This window comes from Planctomycetaceae bacterium, from assembly GCA_039680605.1.
Taxonomy (GTDB): Bacteria; Planctomycetota; Phycisphaerae; order SM23-33; family SM23-33; genus JAJFUU01.
This window is the reverse complement of the sequence record JBDKTA010000041.1, coordinates 1-19,075: the sequence shown is the minus strand read 5'-3', so window position 1 is coordinate 19,075 and position 19,075 is coordinate 1. Positions and strand designations below refer to the sequence as shown.

The 19,075-nt window shown below is 65.2% G+C and carries 15 protein-coding genes and 1 pseudogene; 10 read left to right on the top strand and 6 right to left on the bottom strand.

Annotated features, from left to right (window positions below; translation table 11 throughout):
• Positions 1-87: 87 nt before the first annotated feature.
• Positions 88-1,947, bottom strand: coding sequence for a YgiQ family radical SAM protein (locus ABFD92_11790; GenBank protein MEN6505216.1), 1,860 nt, complete (start codon positions 1,945-1,947; stop codon positions 88-90).
• A gap of 214 nt (positions 1,948-2,161) precedes the next feature.
• The gene (gene dapF, locus ABFD92_11785; protein ID MEN6505215.1) at positions 2,162-2,998 is read right to left on the bottom strand and encodes a diaminopimelate epimerase; all 837 of its coding nucleotides are present in this window, start codon (positions 2,996-2,998) and stop codon (positions 2,162-2,164) included.
• A gap of 133 nt (positions 2,999-3,131) precedes the next feature.
• Here dapF and ABFD92_11780 point away from each other — a divergent pair, with 133 nt between their 5' ends.
• Together ABFD92_11780 and dxs are read left to right on the top strand one after the other, a co-directional pair.
• Complete coding sequence (locus ABFD92_11780) at positions 3,132-4,031, top strand: polyprenyl synthetase family protein (protein MEN6505214.1); 900 nt, start codon at positions 3,132-3,134, stop codon at positions 4,029-4,031.
• 161 nt (positions 4,032-4,192) lie between these two features.
• Positions 4,193-6,142 carry a 1-deoxy-D-xylulose-5-phosphate synthase gene (dxs, locus tag ABFD92_11775; GenBank protein MEN6505213.1) on the top strand — a complete coding sequence of 650 codons (1,950 nt, stop codon included), beginning with the start codon at positions 4,193-4,195 and terminating at the stop codon, positions 6,140-6,142.
• Here the strand turns inward: dxs and ABFD92_11770 are convergent.
• Both ABFD92_11770 and ABFD92_11765 read right to left on the bottom strand, forming a co-directional pair.
• Entirely contained in the window at positions 6,099-7,574 is a 1,476-nt protein-coding gene (locus tag ABFD92_11770; protein MEN6505212.1) for a zinc ribbon domain-containing protein, read from the bottom strand. The genes dxs and ABFD92_11770 overlap by 44 nt on opposite strands.
• 186 nt (positions 7,575-7,760) lie before the next feature.
• Positions 7,761-8,411 (bottom strand): HAD family hydrolase, encoded by a 651-nt coding sequence (locus ABFD92_11765; protein ID MEN6505211.1) that lies wholly within the window; start codon positions 8,409-8,411, stop codon positions 7,761-7,763.
• 195 nt (positions 8,412-8,606) lie between these two features.
• On the opposite strand from ABFD92_11765, the gene bioF reads away from it, so the two are divergent.
• Entirely contained in the window at positions 8,607-9,788 is a 1,182-nt protein-coding gene (bioF, locus tag ABFD92_11760) for an 8-amino-7-oxononanoate synthase (protein MEN6505210.1), read from the top strand.
• A gap of 129 nt (positions 9,789-9,917) precedes the next feature.
• The gene (locus ABFD92_11755) at positions 9,918-11,171 is read left to right on the top strand and encodes a hypothetical protein (protein ID MEN6505209.1); all 1,254 of its coding nucleotides are present in this window, start codon (positions 9,918-9,920) and stop codon (positions 11,169-11,171) included.
• A gap of 86 nt (positions 11,172-11,257) precedes the next feature.
• Here ABFD92_11755 and ABFD92_11750 read toward each other — a convergent pair whose 3' ends face one another.
• Both ABFD92_11750 and ABFD92_11745 read right to left on the bottom strand, forming a co-directional pair.
• Positions 11,258-12,364, bottom strand: coding sequence for a uroporphyrinogen decarboxylase family protein (locus tag ABFD92_11750; protein MEN6505208.1), 1,107 nt, complete (start codon positions 12,362-12,364; stop codon positions 11,258-11,260).
• Positions 12,365-12,494: 130 nt separating this feature from the next.
• Positions 12,495-12,902 (bottom strand): DUF1844 domain-containing protein, encoded by a 408-nt coding sequence (locus ABFD92_11745; protein ID MEN6505207.1) that lies wholly within the window; start codon positions 12,900-12,902, stop codon positions 12,495-12,497.
• A gap of 192 nt (positions 12,903-13,094) precedes the next feature.
• Here ABFD92_11745 and thrC point away from each other — a divergent pair, with 192 nt between their 5' ends.
• The 6 genes and pseudogenes from thrC (at position 13,095) to ABFD92_11715 (ending at position 18,953) form a co-directional block, all read left to right on the top strand.
• The gene (gene thrC, locus ABFD92_11740; GenBank protein ID MEN6505206.1) at positions 13,095-14,519 is read left to right on the top strand and encodes a threonine synthase; all 1,425 of its coding nucleotides are present in this window, start codon (positions 13,095-13,097) and stop codon (positions 14,517-14,519) included.
• A gap of 106 nt (positions 14,520-14,625) precedes the next feature.
• A complete protein-coding gene (locus ABFD92_11735) occupies positions 14,626-15,081 on the top strand; it encodes a transposase (GenBank protein ID MEN6505205.1) in 456 nt (151 codons plus the stop codon).
• Between the two features lie 114 nt (positions 15,082-15,195).
• Positions 15,196-15,822: a MarC family protein gene (locus ABFD92_11730; protein MEN6505204.1), complete on the top strand. Its 627-nt coding sequence runs from the start codon at positions 15,196-15,198 to the stop codon at positions 15,820-15,822.
• A 146-nt stretch (positions 15,823-15,968) separates the two neighbouring features.
• Positions 15,969-18,512, top strand: a complete 2,544-nt coding sequence (locus ABFD92_11725; GenBank protein MEN6505203.1) for a glycoside hydrolase family 38 C-terminal domain-containing protein — start codon at positions 15,969-15,971, stop codon at positions 18,510-18,512.
• Between the two features lie 24 nt (positions 18,513-18,536).
• Positions 18,537-18,833 carry a nucleotidyltransferase family protein gene (locus ABFD92_11720; protein ID MEN6505202.1) on the top strand — a complete coding sequence of 99 codons (297 nt, stop codon included), beginning with the start codon at positions 18,537-18,539 and terminating at the stop codon, positions 18,831-18,833.
• 21 nt (positions 18,834-18,854) lie between these two features.
• Positions 18,855-18,953 (top strand): annotated as a pseudogene (locus ABFD92_11715) (hypothetical protein).
• The last annotated feature ends 122 nt before the right edge of the window (positions 18,954-19,075 follow it).

The window sequence follows — 19,075 nt, the reverse complement described above, 5'->3', positions numbered from 1 at the left end:
GAGTGGTGAGTGGTGAGATTTCCCTGCTTGCAGCGTAACATCTTTCGGTAACGCGCCTTCGGTCAGGGACTCGCGAGTCACTTCGAATCATCCGCGCCGCGTTCTTCCATTCTTCCTCTTTTCCATCATTCCATTGTTCCATCCTTCCTTCTTCCTCTGCGGTCTCTGCGGTCTCTGCGGTCTCTGCGGTGAATCCTCCCCCGCTGGGGCAAGCAGGTAGTGCATCCGCAGGCGTTCGGCGTCGGTGCGGGCGACGGGGATGGCATTGCCCTGCGGGTCGATTCCGGCGTAGAACATCGCCGCGGCGACCGTGCCCGGCAGCGGGATGAAGCACTGCACCTGCTGGGGCTTCCACCCGCGCTGCTTGAGCCACGCGGCAAGCTGCCGCATGTCGGCGTCGGTGCATCCGGGAAAGGCGCTGATCAGGTACGGCACGACGAACTGCTCCTTGCCCGCGCGCCGGCAGAGCCGCTCGAACAGCTCGAGGAACTTCTCGAAGGCCTCGGCGGGCGGCTTGCGCATCAGGCGCAGGACGCGGTCGGCGATGTGCTCGGGGGCGATCTTGAGCTGGCCGCCGACGAACTGGCCGATCAGCGTTTCGAGGTACGCGCTGGATCGCATCGCCAGGTCGTACCGCACGCCGCTGGCCACGCGGACGTTCTTGACGCCGCTGGTGGTCCGCACGCGTTCGAGCAAGCCCGCGTTGGCGCCCTGGGCGTCGACGAAGTGGCGGCAGATCGCCGGCGTCAGGCAACTTGGGCGCGTGCAGGTCGATGGGTCGCCGCTGCAGCGGGCGCCCCACATGTTGGCGGTCGGCCCACCGACGTCGCTGATCGAGCCCTTCCACCGCGCGTGGCGCGTCATCGCTCGCGCCTCGGCTTCGATTGAGCCCTCGCTTCGCGAGGCGATGCGCCGCCCCTGGTGCGCCGCCAAGCCGCAGAACGAACACCCGCCCGCGCAGCCGCGATGGCTGGTGATGCTGAAGCGGATCATGTCCGCGGCCGGCACGCTCTGGCGGTACGACGGGTGCGGCTCGCGCGTGAACGGCATGGCATAGATCGCGTCGAGCTCGGGTGGCACAGCCTTTCCAGGCTGTGAGTCACAGGCTGGAAAGCCTGTGCCACCGGGCGGCGTGAGGATGAGGCTGCGGCCTTCGACGCTCTGCACCGCCCAGGCGCCCTGGTGTACCTGGCGCTCTTGGGCCAGCGCCGCGTCCATCAACGCGGCCGGCCGCGCCAGCATCTCCTCATGCGAGGGCAGGCGGATGACGGCCGACCCTTCCGGGATGTCGCTCTCGCTGCCGAAGAACGCCGCGCCGCCGATAGCTGCAAATGCGCGACTGCGCGCGGCGCGATCGATCTCGCCGGTGAGCGTTTCAAACGCCGCCGCCGCGGCCAGGATCGACCGCTCGGCCATCCCGTACAGCAGCAAATCGGCCTTGGCGTCGAGCAGGATCGAGCGGCGGAGCTTGTCGGTCCAGAAGTCGTAATGCGTGATTCGCCGCAGCGAGGCCTCAATACCCCCCAGAACGACCGGCAGGCCGGGCATGGAGCCCTTGACCAGCCCCGCGTAGACCAGCGTTGCGCGGTTAGGCCGCCGCCCCGCCGCCCCGCCGGGCGTGTAGGCGTCGTCGCTGCGCTTCTTGCGAAACGCCGTGTAGTGCGCCAGCATCGAATCCAGCGCCCCGGCCGTCACGCCGGCAAAAAGCCGCGGGCGGCCCATCGCGAGGATGTCGTCAGACCGGTCCCACCGCGGTTGCGCGACGATTCCCACGCGGTACCCGTGCGTCGCCAGCCACCGCCCCAGCACCGCCACGCCAAACGACGGATGATCAACATACGCGTCGCCGCTGACGAGCAGCACATCGAGCTCGCGCCAGCCCAGGCGGTCCATCTCGCCGCGCGTCATCGGCAGCACGCCGCTGTAAGGTTTACCGTGATCAGTCATTGAAGGGCTCATTATCGTTTGTACGACCGGGAATGGGAACGGGGAAGGGTTCGTCCACGAATGTCACGAATGGCACTAATGAAGAAGAAACAACCGAACGCCGCTAACACAGCTACAGAATCTATTTCTTCTCCCCGTCCATTCGTGTCATTCGTGACATCCGCCTTCGCCAAGGCTCCGGCGGACAGGTTCGTGGACTAATTTCCCAGAACCGTCACAGCGTACATTCACCGCTAAACACTTCCACCGCCGGGCCGGTCATGTAGACGCGGCTGTCGGCCATGTGCCAATCGAGCTTCAGGTCGCCGCCGGGCAAATGGGCGGTGATGTCGCGGCCGGTGCGGCTGGTCAGCACTCCGGCCACGCACACGGCGCAGGCGCCGGTGCCGCAGGCCAGCGTCACGCCGCTGCCGCGTTCCCAAGTGCGCATCGTCACTTCGTTGGGCGTCTGCACCTGCACGAAATGCACGTTCACGCGCTGCGGGAAGAGCGTGTGGTTCTCGATCGCCGGGCCGATGCGGTCCAGATCCACGGCCGCCACGTCGTCCACGAAAATCACCGCGTGCGGGTTGCCCATCGACACGCAGGTCATCTTGTACGTCGCGCCGGCAGCCGTGATGGGCGCATCGACGACCGGCTCGGCGTCGATGGTCACCGGGATCTCGCGCCCGCGCAGGATCGGCTCGCCCATGTCGACGGTGGCGGTCGCGACCTTGCCGGCGGCGTCCAGCGACAGCGAGATGGTCTTGATCCCCGCGTTGGTCGCCACGCGCATGGGGTTGGCTCGCGTGCGGCCGTGATCGTAGGCGTACTTGGCGACGCAGCGCACGCCGTTGCCGCACATTTGCGACTCGCTGCCGTCGGCGTTGAACATGCGCATCCGCACGTCGGCGGTATCTGAAGGCAGCACGAGAATCAGCCCGTCGCCGCCGATGCCGAAATGGCGGTCGCTGACCCGCACGGCCAGGGCGGCCGGGTCGTCCACGCGCTGGTCGAAGCAGTCGACGTAAACGTAATCGTTGCCGATGCCATGCATCTTCGTAAATCGCATAAAAAGAACCTTTCGTGTTCGCCGGGCATTATAGCTCCGCTGCGGCCCAAGCGACAACGCCGGTCTGTTCGAATTGCGCTGCACGCCCTACCGGCTGAGGCCGCACGGGGGTATAATCGCAAGTTGCTATCCCATGACCCAAGAGAACACACCAACGCGCAGCCTCGATGGTCTGCTGAAACCGTGCGGGCGGCGGTTCGAAGTCGACCTGTCCCGCTGGCTGGTCGAGCCGTCGACCCCCGCCGCCCTGGCGGCGGCGATGCGCTACTGCACCGAAGGCGGCAAGCGGCTGCGCCCGTCGCTGGTTTACCTTGCGGCCGAAGCTTCGTGCGCGGCCGGCCGGGCGCCGGAAGAGATGGTCGGTCGCTGCGCCGTGGCGGTGGAGTTGATCCACTGCTACAGCCTGGTGCATGACGATCTTCCGGCGATGGACGACGACGCGCTGCGGCGCGGGAGGGCGACCGCCCACGTCAAGTTCGGCGAGGCGATGGCGATTCTGACCGGCGACGCGCTGCTGACGCGGGCGTTCGGCCTGCTCGGCGGCGCCGGACTTTGCGCGGGGCGCCTGGTGGACGAATTGGCCGCAGCGGCCGGCGGCGCCGCTCTGATCGCCGGGCAGGTGGCCGACATGAACCTCTGCCCCACCGCGGAGGGCATCGAGGGTCTGCAGGACATCCACCGGCGCAAGACCGCTTCGCTGATTTCGGCGTCGACTGTTCTTGGAGCCATCTGCGGCGGCGCAGCCGATACAATAGTGCAGGCCTTGCGCACCTACGGGCAGGTGCTGGGCCTGGCGTTCCAGGTCGTCGACGACATCCTGGACGTCACCGGCAGCGCCGGCGAACTGGGCAAGACACCCGGAAAAGACAGCCGCCAGGCCAAGCGAACTGCCGTGACGGAACTGGGCATGGAGGGGGCGGTTGAACTGGCCGACTCGCTGGCCCGCCAGGCCGCGGCGGCCCTGGCGCCGCTGGGGGCGCGCGGCGCCGACCTGGCGCTCCTGGCGGACCTGCTGACGCGGCGGACGAATTAGCGAGGGCGTTATGGGTGCCGTGGCGGGAGGGCTTTAGCCCGACAGCCACGACGGCGTTCAGGGATCGGGGCTCTCCGGGCCTGCGGCCCTGCGCGCCACGGCACCGGCGACGACGAATTAAAGCAGCACGGGCGCCTCGCCTGTGTTTGAGGATGAACTTGATGCCACAGCAACGGTTGCTCGACAGGATCGTGACGCCGCACCAGCTTCGCCGGCTCAATGAAGACCAGCTCGTGCAGGTCGCCGAGGAGCTTCGCGAGCGGATCATCGCCGTCGTCTCGAAAAACGGCGGGCACCTGGCCAGCAACCTGGGCATTACGGAGCTCACCGTCGCGCTGCACAACGTCTTCGACTTCTCCCACGACCGCCTGCTCTGGGACGTCGGCCACCAGTGCTATGCCCACAAGCTGCTGACCGGTCGCGGCGAGCGGTTCAGCACGCTGCGCCAGGCCGGCGGGATCAGCGGATTTCCCGCTCCCAGCGAGAGCCCGTATGATCTGTTTGCCACCGGCCACGCCGGCACGGCGATATCGACCGCGGCGGGGATGGCGTGGGCGGACCACGTCGCCGGGCGCGACACGCGCGTGGTGGCGGTGGTCGGCGATGGCAGCATCGTCAACGGCCTGTCGCTGGAGGGGCTCAACAACGCGGCGCTGCTCAAGCGGCAGTTCCTGATCGTGCTCAACGACAACTCGATGTCGATCGACCCCTCGCAGGGCGCCCTGGCGGGCATGCTCGACCGCGTCCGCATGTCGCACACCTACAGCGACATCAAACAGTCCACCGAGACCATGCTCCAGCGCCTGCCCCTGGGCGAGGAGATCTCCGAAGCCATCCGCCAGATCAAGGCCGGCCTGCGCACCACGCTGCACGGGGGCAGTTTCTTCGAGTCGCTGGGCATCGCGTACTTCGGACCCGTCGATGGGCACAATATCCACGCCCTGGTCCACATCATGGGCCGCCTGGCCAGCGTCAACCAGCCGGTTATCCTGCACGTCCACACGCAGAAAGGGCGCGGCTGCCAGTACGCCGTCGAAGACCCTTGCCGCTTTCATAGCCCGCCGGCATACACCATCGAACAAGGCAAAGCCGTCTTCGCCCAGACCGCCAAGGCGTCGTGGACGGCGGCGTTCTCGAAGGTGCTGGTGGACCTGGCCGCCGATGACGAACGGATCATGGCCATCACCGCCGCCATGCCCGACGGCACGGGGCTGGTGGAGTTCCGCTCGGCGTACCCCAAACGCTTCGTCGACGTGGGCATCAGCGAGTCGCACGCGGTGGCGATGGCCGCGGGCCTGTCGCGCGCGGGGCTGCGGCCCGTCGTGGCGATCTACTCGACCTTCATGCAGCGCGCGGTCGACCAGGTCTTCCAGGAGTTGGCGCTGCAGAAACTCCCCGCGGTGTTGTGCATGGACCGCGCGGGCCTGGTCGGCTCGGACGGCGCCGTCCACCAGGGCTTCATGGACATCGCGATGTTCCGCTCGATCCCGGGCATGGTGCTGATGGCCCCCGGCGACGCCGAGGAACTTCGCGCCGCCATGACGCTGGCCCTGTCGCTGGATGGGCCGGCCGCCATCCGATATCCGCGAGACGAGATCCCCCAACCGCTGGAGGGCCCGTGCCCGCCGTTCGAACTGGGCAAGAGCCGGTGCGTCCGCCAAGGCCGCGACGCCGCCGTCTTCGCCTATGGCGCGATGGTGGAGCAGGCGCTCGAAGCCGCCGCCGAACTGGCCTCGAACGGGATCGAAACCGCTGTCTACAGCGCCCGCTTCGCCAAGCCACTCGATGCGGCTACCCTTACCGAGCTGATCGCCAGCCGCCGCCCGCTGCTGGTGGTGGAAGATCACGCCGTCGCCGGCGGATTGGGCTCAGCCGTGCTGGAACTGGCTGCGCAGAAAGGGCTCGACGCCTCGACCGTGCGCCTGGCGGGCCTGCCCGACCGGTTCGTCTCGCACGCCTCTCGCGGCGAGCAACTGGCCCGCGTCGGCCTGGACGGCGCCCACCTGGCCGCGACGCTGCGCGACATGCTCCGCAAGACCGCCCCCGGCGCGACGGCCAGCGGGTTCGTCAGGGGGCCGGTTCGTTCTTCTGACTCGCCAGGCGCGGCTTGAGTTCTGCCGGCCACGACAGCATCAGCAGGTCGCCCCCGACGGTCAGCACGGCGCAGCGCCCCTCGATGGGCACCGGGTCGTACACCAGGACATTCCCCCGCGGGCAGCCCTGCCGCTGACCGGCGATGTATACCAGCGGCACGCTGGGGTCGCTGACGCTGAACAGGGCGTGCCCGGGCAGATCGCGCAGGTCCGCCAGTTCCGGCGGAAACCTTCCCACGTGGTCCCGGGCGTATCCCAGCAGCGTCATGTGGATCACGCGCAGATTATTCTGGGCCATCACGGTCGGCAATTCCGCGCCGGCAATGTCAATCGGCATGCCCCCGCCGCCACCGTCGGCGTCGGAACTGGAATCGAACCATGAGATCCTCATCATGTCCAACACCCCGTCGCCGCACAGCGCCGCCCACCCCGTCAGCGACAGGCCGGCCAGGACCGCGATGATGGCCGTTGACCGCAGCGGCTTGTGGACGGCCGGAAGCGACTCGATCACGTCCGGGCAGTAGCGGCCCAGCATGCCGACGCAGCGAAACTGCATGCAGTACACCGTTACCTGGGTGGCCATCACAATCGACGCCCCTGCCGCGAATACCAGCGCCGCCAGCAGAATCCCCAGGCACCCGGCGTATAGCGCCAGGCCGCAAACCGCGACGATCCACCCGCCGGCCACGACCACCACGCCGCCGCCGACTCCCCACATCAGCAGCATCATCCAGAGCATGCCCAGCCATTTCGTATGTCGGCGCGCGGCGCGCAATGCCCAGAAGACGTCGCAGCAGCGAGCGTCGTCGGTAACGGTGAACGCCAGCAGCCCCAGCGGCAGCAGCGGCAGCGTGACGATCGGCAGCACGTACACGCAGGCGATGATCAGACCCCAGACGCCCAGGCGGAAGAACTCGCGCACTTGCAGCGATGGACAGTCGGGCGCTTCGTCGAGTCCCTCCAGAGACCCGATCACCGTGTCGAGATAGAACCGCAGCGAGAAGCCCGACAGCACCAGGGCGGCCACGCCCGGGATCGTCATGAACACCACATTCATGATGTCGCCGCCGAACATCATCATCCCCATCGGCGAGTTCAAGACGGCGAACATGATGGCCGTCACGATGATCCAGACCGTCCAGCAGGTCGTGAGCTTGAAGCTGGCGCGGAAATTGCTCGTGCCGTACCGCCAGGCCGAGAGGCACTTGTCGACAAACTGGTCCATCGCCATCATGACGACCGGCTGCTGGGGGACACTAAATGCCGCTGCCGGCAGCGTTGGCGGCGCCTCGGGCTCGCTCAGTTCATACGGTCCTTCGCCGGCCACCGGCCACAGCGACGCGCCGGCCTGGACGTCGAAACCGCACTTGAGGCACAGCAGCGCCCCGTCGGCCAAGGGCTCGCCGCACTCGGGGCACGTCCGGCCGGAATGAGGTGTCGCTTCAGACATCAGAGCTAATGATACCGCTGGGAGTTCGAAGTTCGAAGGTCGAACTTCGAAGCGGCACGAGAGGGACGCCCGTACTCGTTAGCGGTCGAGCTTGCTCGACGCGGTTGTTCTCCCCGAACGCGCGGAGCAAGCTCCGCCGCTAATCTTCAACCCCTTCGAACTTCGCACTCCGATCTTCGAAATGCTTTACAGCAGCTTGAGCAGGTCGATCGGGTTGGCCAGCAGGGTCCGCGCTCCATTGGCGGTCAGTTCGGCGGCCTGGCGGAAACCCCACAGGACCCCCACAGCATGCATACCGGCGCCGACAGCGGTCTGCATGTCGGTATTGGTGTCGCCGAGATAGAGCACGTCGCTGCAGGGAACGTTGAGGCGGGCAGCGATAGCCATCGCGGCGGCGGGGTCGGGCTTGCGAGGCACGCCGTCCTGGGCGCCCTCGACGGCTGCAAAACTCCATTGCCCCAGCAACTGGTGTACGCACTTGAGCGTGAAGGGGTGGGGCTTGTTGCTCAACACGGCTATGGGGATGCCGCGCGCGGTCAGGGCGTCGAGCAAGTCGGAAATTCCGGGGTACGGGCGAGTGCGATCGGCCCAGCAGCGGCTGTAGCGGTCGCGCTGCAGCTCGATGGTCCGGCGCACCAGTTCGTCATCGCCCCCGCGCGGGCCCAGGGAGCGGCGGGTGAAGACTTCCAGCCCGTCGCCGACGAAGACCTTGAAGGCCTCCAGCGGATGGGTAGGCAACCCCTGGGCGGCCAGGGCCGTATTCATCGAATCGGCCAGGTCTTCCAGCGTGTCCAGCAGCGTTCCATCGAGGTCGAAGATAACAGCGGCGTATTTCATAAGGCACGGAATCATACTGCATTTAGTTCGGAGATCGAAGTTCGAAGTTCGAAGCAGCACGGGCTCGTCGTGCTCGGGTGTGCGACCATGGCGACCCGCTGCGCGTGTCGCCATGCCACCCGACAGTGTGGACGGCGTGGGCGTCCACTTGGTCCGCAGGGTCCACAATGTCCACATCCGTTGTACAATACTGTAATGGACGTCTGGCTGGATATGCGCAAGATGCTCGAGGATCTGGCGGCCAACAATCTGTTGCGCCGGGCGGTGATCCTCGACTCCGCGGCAGGACCCCGCATCAGCGTGGCGGGGCGGACGCTGCTGTGTCTGTGCAGCAACGACTATCTCGGACTGGCCAATGACCCGGCGGTTCGAGCGGCCGCCCAGGAGGCGCTGCAGCGATGGGGCGTGGGGACCGGCGCCAGCCGCCTGGTCAGCGGGACTACGGCGTTGCACGTGCAGCTTGAGGAGCGGCTGGCGGCATTCAAGGGCGTCGCGGGCGCCCTGGTGACCAGCACCGGATGGATGGCCAATCACGTCGCGGTGCATGCGCTAGCCGGACCGGGCGACCTGGTGCTGTGCGACAAGCTCAACCACGCCAGCATTCTCGACGCGGCCCGCTCGAGCGGGGCAACGATGCGATGCTATCTCCATGCGGACCTCGACCGCCTGGAAGGCCTTCTCAAGAAGCATCGCGGCGGGCACGGGCGGTGCCTCATCGCCACCGACTCGCTCTTCTCGATGGACGGCGACCTGGCCCCGCTGGCGCAGCTTGTCGAGCTCAAGGTCCGCTACGACGCGCAGCTTCTGGTTGACGAAGCCCACGCCACCGGCGTGATCGGCCCGCGCGGGCGCGGCGTTGCCGAGGCCCTGGGCGTCGAGGAGCACGTGGACGCCACCGTTGGAACGCTCAGCAAGGCCCTGGGCGCCATGGGCGGGTTCGTCGCCGGGCGCGCCGAGTTGATCGACACCATCCGCAACACCGGCCGCGCGTACATCTACACCACCGCCCTTCCGGCGATGATCTGTGCCGCGGCGATCGCGGCGCTGGACATCGTGGAGTCGCAGCCGCAGCGGCGGACGACGCTGCTGGCGCTGGGGGGGCAGCTTCGCTCGGGCCTGGCGGCGATGGGCATTGACACCGGACAGTCCGCCAGCCAGATCTGCCCGGTGATGATCGGTTCGGCGGCGCGGGCGCTGACGGTCAGCGCAGGCCTCATGGAGCGAGGGTTCTTTGTCGTGGCCATCCGCCCCCCCACCGTTCCGCGCGGGACCAGCCGCCTGCGCATCAGCCTCTCGACCGCCCACAGCGCCCAGGACGTAAGCGGGCTCATCGAGGCCATCGGCGCCGTCACCGCCGGCAGCGCCGTGCTCCCGTAGACGCCGCTTTTTTTTGATCCCGCCGTTAGCACCGGCGATCTGCTTTGCGTTACACTTACTATCAGCCCGCGGCGGCGTCATTCTCACGGCATGAGGCGCCGCGGCGGCCCAACCTTTTGGAGTAAATCGATGATGCGCGGCGCATCGGTGCTTGCAGGGCTTCTGTGCGTTCTCTGTGCCGCCCTTGGGGCCGCCGAGCCCGCCTCGCCTGACGATAAAGCAGCCATCGGGGCCATTAACGACGCCAGGGATATCGCCGCGGCCGGCGACGCACTGGCCGAGGCGCAGAAGCGCCATCCCAATAATCCCAAAGTTCTCGACGCCTACCTCCGCCGCGCCGTCGCGTTGGGAAAGCCGCAGAAAGCCTTCGCCGCCGCAGAGCAGCTCGCCGCACTCCAGAGCGATCACGCCCTCGCCCAGGGGTTGCTGGGATACTGCCTGGCGATGCGAAACTCGCCGATGGAAGCCTCGGTCGCGACGATCAGGGCCGCTATCATCGCCCCCGACAATAGCGGCATCATGTTCAACGCCGGCGTGCTGGCCAAGTGGAAAGATGCCGACCCCACGCGCGCGCAGATCTCTCCCGTTGTCGCCGGCATCCTGCAGTCCAACCTGGCACAGTGGCGCAGCCGGACCGGGTTCGCCGAGGGCGCCGACGCCGCCGACAAGGCTCTGGCCCTGAGGAGCCAACGCGCCATGCAGGTCCAGGAGAAGATCGACGCCGCACAGAAGAAACTGGACGCCCTTGACAAACCCAAGCCCCTCCAGGGCAAGGGCCGCAAAGCGAAGCCCGTCGTCGATCCGGTCGAGGCCCTGCGCGCCAAGGCGGCCAAGGAACAGCAAGCCGCCGAGAAACAGATGGCCGCCGCCTCGCAGGCTATCCAGAAGATCCGCACCAACACCCCTCGCAACGCCGACAAGAAGACTATCGAGGGCGCCGTTGCCGCCATTCAGAAACAGCAACTGGCATATATTAAGGCCCAGAACGCGCGGAACGACGCCGTTCGTCGAGCCAAAGCCGCCGAGGCAGAGATCGCCCAGCAGCAGGCCCCGCTCAAGAGCGCCAAGGCCGCTGTCGAAAATCTCCGTAAGGAGATGGATCGTGTCGCCACGGCCGTACCGGTGATGGAGTGGCGCCCGCCGACGGTCGACGGACAGGCCTTCGTCGACAAAGATTCGCCGTTCGCCCCCGCCGCCGGCAAGGGCGAGGCGGCCTCGGACGACGGGACATCGAAACTTGAAGCGGCCAAGGCCCTGATCCGGAACAACCGCCCGGAGGCGGCGGTCAAGATCCTCGGCGACATCATCGACCGAAATGCCGATTCCAGCGCCGCGACCGAAGCGCGGACTCTGCTCGATCAAATCACCCAGCAGCACAAGTAGCCCAGCCCCCGCCGCTCCGGATTACTGATCACACTGATTACTGATCACTGATTACTGATCACTGTTTACAGATTACTGCTTTCTCCTCAATACAGCATGTGCTCGCGGTAGACGTCCAGCGAGAAGCGGAAGTCGTCGTAGTCGACGTTCGTCGAGATCGAATGGTCTGAGGCATAAACGTACTTGGCGTTGCAGGCCTTCATGCCTTCGATCAGGGCGGTCACTTCCTTGCGGATGTGGTCGCGGTCGTGGCTCTCGAGGATGCGCGCGTCCAGCCCGCCGATCAGGCACAGCTTGTCGCCGTAGTTCTTCGCGATGCGTAGCGGATCGTTGCCGGCCTTGACTTCCATCGGGTGCAGACCGTCGAACCCGGCATCGACGATCATGTCCAGCGCCGGCTCGGTGAACCCGCACGTATGCAGCACCACCGGCAGGTCAAAGCTGTGGCAGAATTCCACCAGCTCGGCGAAGTACGGGAAGATCAGTTCCTTCAGGACTTCGGGGTTGGCGAAGAGGCGGTGCTTGTAGCCGAGGTCTTCATAGATCCAGACGCCGTCGGGGCGGGCGGGGGAGTCGAAGATTTTGCCCCAGCACGCCTTGTACATGTCGGTGTAGCAGCGGCAGATGTCGTGGATCCACTCCTTGTCCGTCAACAGCGACATGTACATCGTGTAGTCGCCCAGGCTGGCCCGCATGTTCTCCCAGATGAACTGGTTGCCCACGAAGCCCCACCAGTCGCCGTTGGCATGCACCTTGGCGATCGCGTCGGCCGACCACTTGACCCCGTCGTCATTGATGCGAGCCCCGGGGTCCTTGACGATGGCCGGGCGGTAGTCGCGGTCCCAGATCTCGCGGCTGGTAATGCTGAAGTCGACATGCTCGGGCGTTCCGGACTTGTTCTTCCACCACTTCAGGTGCGCTCCGGCGCCGTTCTTGACGATCTTCCACTCGTCGGTTTCCTCGATCGTCACGTCGGTGCCCGGAAACGGCTGCCAGTTGAACCATCCGCCCGTGCCGCGCATGTCGAAGCCGAAGTGGTCGGCCACGTCAACGGCGTTGCCCTTGTCGTCGGCGGGCAGGCCCTGCTTGATCCACTTGGCGACGGTGTCGCCCCAGGGACTGTCGTTAAGCCCGACGCGGTCGGCGCCGTTGCCGCGAAGCAGATTGTCGATCACCTGGCGGGGAGTCTGCATGTCATCGTCTCCATAAGAAGGGATGGATGGATGAATGGATGCGTGGATGGATGGCAATTCCCAACCATCCATTCATCCACCCATCCAACCATCCATTCCGGAGTATCCATCAGATCGAGGGAACCGAAGGTTAGAGTTGCGACACTCGTTGTGCGATCTGCACGTACTGCATCCGCACCTGGTAGAGGGCCTCGTCGAGGAGTTTCTTTTCCTCGTCGGTAATGTTGCCCTTGGTCTTTTCTTCGAGCATCGCCAGCGTGTCGATGTGGTGCTTGGCCAGCGCCAGGTCGACGACCGGGCGCTTGGTCTGCGGGTCCTGCATGCCGCCCAGCGACATCATGACCTGCATCGCCAGCGAGCTGACCAGGGTCGAGAAGCTGGCCGGCGGAATCCGGCGCGGTCCGCGCCCGCCGCCGGCGCCGCTTTCTTCCACTTCCTTGTCGAGCTTTTCCTTTTCGGCCTGGGCCTGCTTCTTCCAGTCCGAATCGACGATGATCTTGGGTTCTTCGCCGCCCTTGTCCTTATCGTTCTCAGCCATTGCGGTAGCTCCATGTGGTTAGGGGTCGAATCTTATACCCGCGGCGGCGCCAATGGAAGAAGAAGATCCTCGGTCGCAGATCCTCGATCCTCGAGTGAAGAATCATCTGTTACCCTGGGATCTGGGACCGAGGATCGAGGATCTGTCTTTTTGCGTTTGTCCGCTGCGCCCTGGCGGCTTACCATTATCCATATGAACTACATCTCCACACGCGGCGGCGTGACGCCCATCGCGTTTCAGGACGCGGTGATGATGGGGCTGGCCGACGACGGCGGGCTGCTCGTGCCCGAGTCGATCCCCGACGTGCGCGCCCGCTTCGAGACGTGGCGCCAGTTGGCGTACGCTGACCTGGCGATGGAAATCATCGGTCTCTACGTGGACGACATTCCCAAGACCGAGCTCAACGCGCTGATCCAGCGGACCTATCTGAGCCCGCAGGTGTTCGACCCGGCCCCGGCCCCGCTGGCGCGCGTGGGCGATATCTTCGTGCTCGAGCTCTGGCACGGGCCGACGCTGTCGTTCAAGGACATCGCCCTGCAGTTTCTGGGCAACCTGTTCGAGTACATCCTGAGCCGCCGCGGCGGGCGGCTGAACATTCTCGGCGCCACCAGCGGCGACACCGGCAGTGCCGCCATCTGCGGCGTCCGCGGCCGCAAGGGGATCGACATCTTCATGATGCACCCGGCGGGCCGAGTCTCGGCCATCCAGCAGCGACAGATGACCACGGTGCTGGACGACAACGTGCATAACATCGCCGTCGACGGCACGTTCGACGACTGCCAAGGGATCATGAAGACTCTCGCGGCCGATCTGGATTTCAAGCGCCGCTACGGCATCGGCGCGGTCAACTCGGTGAACTGGGCCCGCGTGCTGGCGCAGATCGTGTACTACTTCCATGCGGCCTTCGAGGCCCAGCGGCTCACCGGCGCCGCCAACGTCCGCTTCGCCGTTCCGACGGGCAACTTCGGCGACGTGCTGGCCGGATGGTACGCCATGCAGATGGGCGCCCCCATCGACACGCTCATCCTGGCCACCAACGAGAACGACATCCTCGCGCGGTTCTTCAACAGCGGCACATACAGCCGCGGCAGCGTCGCACACACCATCAGCCCCGCGATGGACATCCAGGTCGCCAGCAACTTCGAGCGATACCTTTTCCACAAAATAGGCCGCGACAGCGCCAAGCTGCGCGAGCTGATGCAGCAGTTCGCCGCCACCGGCAGCCTGAGCATCCCGACCGCCCCCGGCGGCCGCGTGGACGAATCCATCCTCGCCAGCGCCGGCACCACCGACCAGTGCCTGGCCACCATCGCCAAATACTACAAGCAACACCACTACGTCCTCGACCCCCACACGGCAGTGGCCGTCAGCGTGGCCGAGCGCCTGGGTGCCATGGCGGCCGTTTCCCAGCCGTCATGCCCCACGATTTGCCTGTCCACTGCCCACGGTTCCAAATTCCCCGACGCCATCCGCCAAGCCACCGCCGCCGATCCCACGCACCATCCCTCGATCGACGCCCTGGCTAACTTACCTGAGCGATGTGCAAAGCTGCCGAACGATCCGGCCGCCGTACGCGAATTCATCGCCAAGACAGTAAAGCTTCAAACAAATTGCTGACCCGCCCGCGCAGCGGGCGACTGTAGATAGCCTCGGGCGCGAGCCCGTGGAACGGGATGCAAAACGGGAACAGAGCCCCCACAGGGGGCGATTGAACGGGAACGCAATGGCCGGCCACACATTCTCACATCACGTTCTCCACGTCGTCTTTAGCACCAAGCAGCGCCGTCCCCTCATCCGGCCAGACTGGCGCACGCGCCTGTACGAATACCTCTGCGGGATCGCGCGACAGGAGTTCGGCTGCGCGCTGGCCGTCGGCGGAACGGACAATCACGTTCATGGACTGCTTTCCATCCGCACAGACGTGGCCGTTGCAGACGCCCTGCGAAAATGGAAGAGCTTATCCAGCAAATGGGTCCACGAGACGTTTCCGGGCGAGCGGATCTTCGGCTGGCAGGCCGGGTATGGTTCCTTCGGCGTCAGTTCCTCCAATGAGGAAAAGGTGAAGGCGTACATCCTCGACCAGGAGCAACATCATCATGCGCGCACGTTCGAAGAAGAATTCCTCGAATTGCTGCGGCTACATAAGGTCGATTATGATCCAAGGTACGTATTCGATTGAGTTCAGTCGCCCCCTGCGGGGGCTCCGTCGCATCGGGCGACGATTTCCACGGGCTGGCGCCCGAGGCTATCTACAATTGCCCGCGATGCGGGCAAAGAGTTAATCCCTGTGGACATGGAAACCTTTCGTGCGTTCGGCGAGGCGGCGGTCAGCATTTTTGCCATCGTCAACCCCGTTGGCTCCCTGCCGATACTGATCTCCCTGACAGCCGACACTTCGGACCTCGATCGACGAAAGCTCTTGCGCGTGGCAGGCGTGGCGGCCTTGGCGATCATCCTGTCGATGGCGCTGGCGGGGCAGTTCCTGCTGACGAAGGTTTTTCAGATCGGCATGGACGAGCTGACCTTTGGCGGCGGGCTGATGCTCGTGGTCATCGGCATTCGCTACATCGTCCAGGGTTCGCAGCAGCGCCAGCGGGCGGCCACGCAGGATGTCAAAGCCGCCGACCAGATCGGCATGGCGATCTCGCCCATCGCCTCGCCGCTGCTGGTGGGTCCGGGCACGATCGTCACGGTGATGCTCATTGTCTCGCGGCACGGTCCGCTGTTTGGCCTGGCCGCGTGCCTGACGGCCTTCGTTGGCGTGATCCTCATCCTCAATTACGCCAACGTCCTCTACCGTCTGATGGGCCCGCTGGTCTCACTGGCCGTCGGGCGCGTGATGGAAATCTTCATCGTCGCCATCGGCGTGAAGTTCTGCTTCTCGGCCGCAGCGCACGTCTTCCCGGGATTGATGCGGTAAAGACAGAGAGTGCGGGATTTCGGGATTGAACGGATTAAGAGGATGGCGTGTCGCCATGCCACCCCTTCTTCGACCCCCTCGTTCCTCAGCGTCCTCAGCGACCTCAGCGGCTACCAAATCCCCCAAACGCACGGTAACATCCTGCCATGAAATCGACTCACCTGATCTGCAATGCGCACCTGGACCCCGTGTGGCTGTGGCAGTGGCAGGAAGGCGCCGCCGAGGCGATCTCGACCTTCCGGACGGCCGCGGATTTCTGCGAGCAGTTCGACGGCTTCGTGTTCAACCACAACGAGGCCATCCTCTATCGATGGGTCGAAGAGTACGAACCGCAGCTCTTTGCCCGCATCCAGCGGCTGGTCAAACAGGGGCGCTGGCACATCATGGGCGGATGGCACTTGCAGCCGGACTGCAACATGCCCAGCGGCGAATCGTTCGTGCGGCAGATCCTCGCCGGGCGCGAGTACTTCGCCAGCCGCTTCGGCGCCGCGCCGACGACGGCGATCAACTTCGACCCCTTCGGTCACACGCGGGGTCTGGTGCAGATTCTCGCCAAGTGCGGTTTCGACTCGTACATCTTCTGCCGCCCGGACAAGAACGACTGCCCGCTGCCGGGCGACGACTTCACCTGGGTCGGCTACGACGGTTCGACACTGACCGGCCACCGCGCATGGGGGCACTATCTCGCCGCGCGCGGGCAGGCGGCAAAGAAGGTGCGCGACTACATCGCCGCCAGGCCGGACAAGGACATCGGCCTGCTGCTCTGGGGCGTGGGCAATCACGGCGGCGGGCCTTCGCGCGTGGATATCGAGCAGATCAACGCCCTGGCGGCCGAACTCGCGCCAGCGGGCATCTGCCACTCGACGCCGGAAGCTTACTTCGCAGAGCTGAAATCCGCCGGCGCCGCCCTGCCCCGCCACGAGGGCGACCTCAACGCCTGGGCGCCGGGCTGCTATACCTCGCAGGTACTCGTCAAACAGAAGCACCGCCGCTTGGAAAATGCCCTGTTTGCGGCCGAGAAGATGCTCTCGCATGCCTCGCTGGCTGGGTTGATTGAATATCCCGCCGAAGACCTGAACCAGGCAACGGAGGATTTGCTCACCGCCGAGTTCCATGACATTCTGCCCGGTTCTTCGATCGAGCCGGTCGAGCAGGCGGCACTGCGGCTGATGGATCACGGCCTGGAGATTCTCTCGCGCCTCGAGGCCCGGGCGTTCTTCGCGCTGTGCCGCGGGCAAGACGCCGCCCCGCAGGGGCAGATCCCGATTCTCGCATACAACCCGCACCCGTGGCCGGTAAAGGGCGTCTTCGAGTGCGAGTTCCAACTGGCCGACCAGGACTGGACCGGCCAGTTCACGCAACCGACCGTCCATCAGGACGGCCATCCGTTGCCTTGCCAGGTCGAGAAGGAAGACTCCAACCTCAGCCTCGACTGGCGCAAGCGCGTCGCGTTCTATGCCGAACTCCAGCCGCTCCAGGTGAACCGCTTCGACTGCACGCTGGAGGTTCTGCCCGGCGGAAAACCCAAACCCGAGCTGATTGAGAAGGACGGCGCCTTCACGTTCCGCAGCGAGCGACTGGAAGTGGTCATCAACGCCGGCACCGGTTTGATGGACCGCTACCGTGTCGACGGGGTCGACTATCTCGCCGGCGGCGCGATGGCCCCGCTGGTGATGAAGGACACCGACGACCCATGGATCGTCACGGGCAAGCAGAGCTTCGCCGACATCGCCGGGCGGTTCGAGCTGATGAGCCCCGAGGCGGGCACAGCGTTCTCCGGCGTGCGAGGAAAGACCCTGCCGTCGGTGCGCGTCATCGAGGACGGACCGGTGCGAACCGTGATCGAGGCCGTACTGTCGTATGGGCACTCGTTCATCTGCCAGCGTTACAAGCTGCCGAAGGTCGGCGCCGAGATCGAGGTCGAGACGCGCGTGCTTTGGAATGAAAAGACGGCCATGCTCAAACTCGCCCTGCCGACGACGCTGGGCCAGTCGCGTTACGCCGGCCAGGTAGCGTACGGCACGGCAGAGCTGGTGGCACAGACTTTCCAGCCTGTGCTGACACAGCCTGGAAAGGCTGTGCCACGTAAAGAGGTTGTCGCTCAGAAATGGACGGCCGCCGTCTGCGCCGCCAGCGGCCGCGCCGTCAGCGTGATCAACGAAGGCATTTACGGCAGCGATTTTTGCGACGGCGAGATCCGCCTGTCGCTGCTGCGTTCGCCGGCGTATTCGGCGCATCCGATTGCCGACCGTCCCCTGACGCCGGACGACCGGTTCACGCCGCGCATCGACCAGGGCCAGCGGCTCTTCCGCATCTGGATCAACGCCGGCGAGGTCGCGGCCCGCATGGCGACGGTCGACAGCGAAGCCCTGGCCCGCAACGAACAGCCGTTCGTGCTGTCGTTCTTCCCCGCCGGCGGCGGCGAAAAGCCGGCCCCGCTGGCGACGATCGACGACCCGTCCGTCTTAATGACGGCTTTCAAGAAGGCCCGCAGCGGCGACGACTACATCATCCGCCTTTTCGAGCCGACCGGTCAGGCGCGCAACACGACGCTGCGCCTGCCGGGCATGGGCGTCGCCCAGGACGTTTCGCTGACGCCGTTTGAAATTCAGACACTGCGGTTGAACGTCAACAGCAAGTCGCTCGCGGTGACAGGCCTGATGGAATTAGTGGAAAAAGTGCAGGCTTGACGATACATATGAAGAGGTGGCCCTATGGTTCAGATAGATATACCCCGTGAGGCACTTCAAGCGTTCTGCCGCCGAAATCACATTCGCCGGCTGGCGTTGTTCGGTTCGGTGCTGCGCGATGATTTCCGCGCCGACAGCGATGTGGACGTGTTGGTGGAGTTTGAGCCAGGTATCCGCGTGGGGCTGACCTTCTTTGATTTGCAGGATGAGCTTTCCGAAATCCTCGGCAGAAAAGTCGATCTGAATACTACCGGGTTCCTCAGCAAATACTTTCGGGATGAAGTGGCGCAAGAGGCGGAAGTAGTGTATGACGCGGCATGATCCGACAGTCGTCTTGCTCACGGTTATGATGCAGTCAACTTTGACATCCTCTGGGCGATCATAAGACAAGATCTTCCGCCCCTCATTGCCCGCCTTCAGGAGATTCTTCGAGAAAGCTAGCCCAACTTCCGCAGTTGGCGACGTAAGTGCTTTATTATCAAGGGCAGCGCCCTGAAAGTCTTCACTACATCGCTACGAAGCAGTCAGCGGCGGGGGCATGATCTTCATCCTCGACGGCAGGT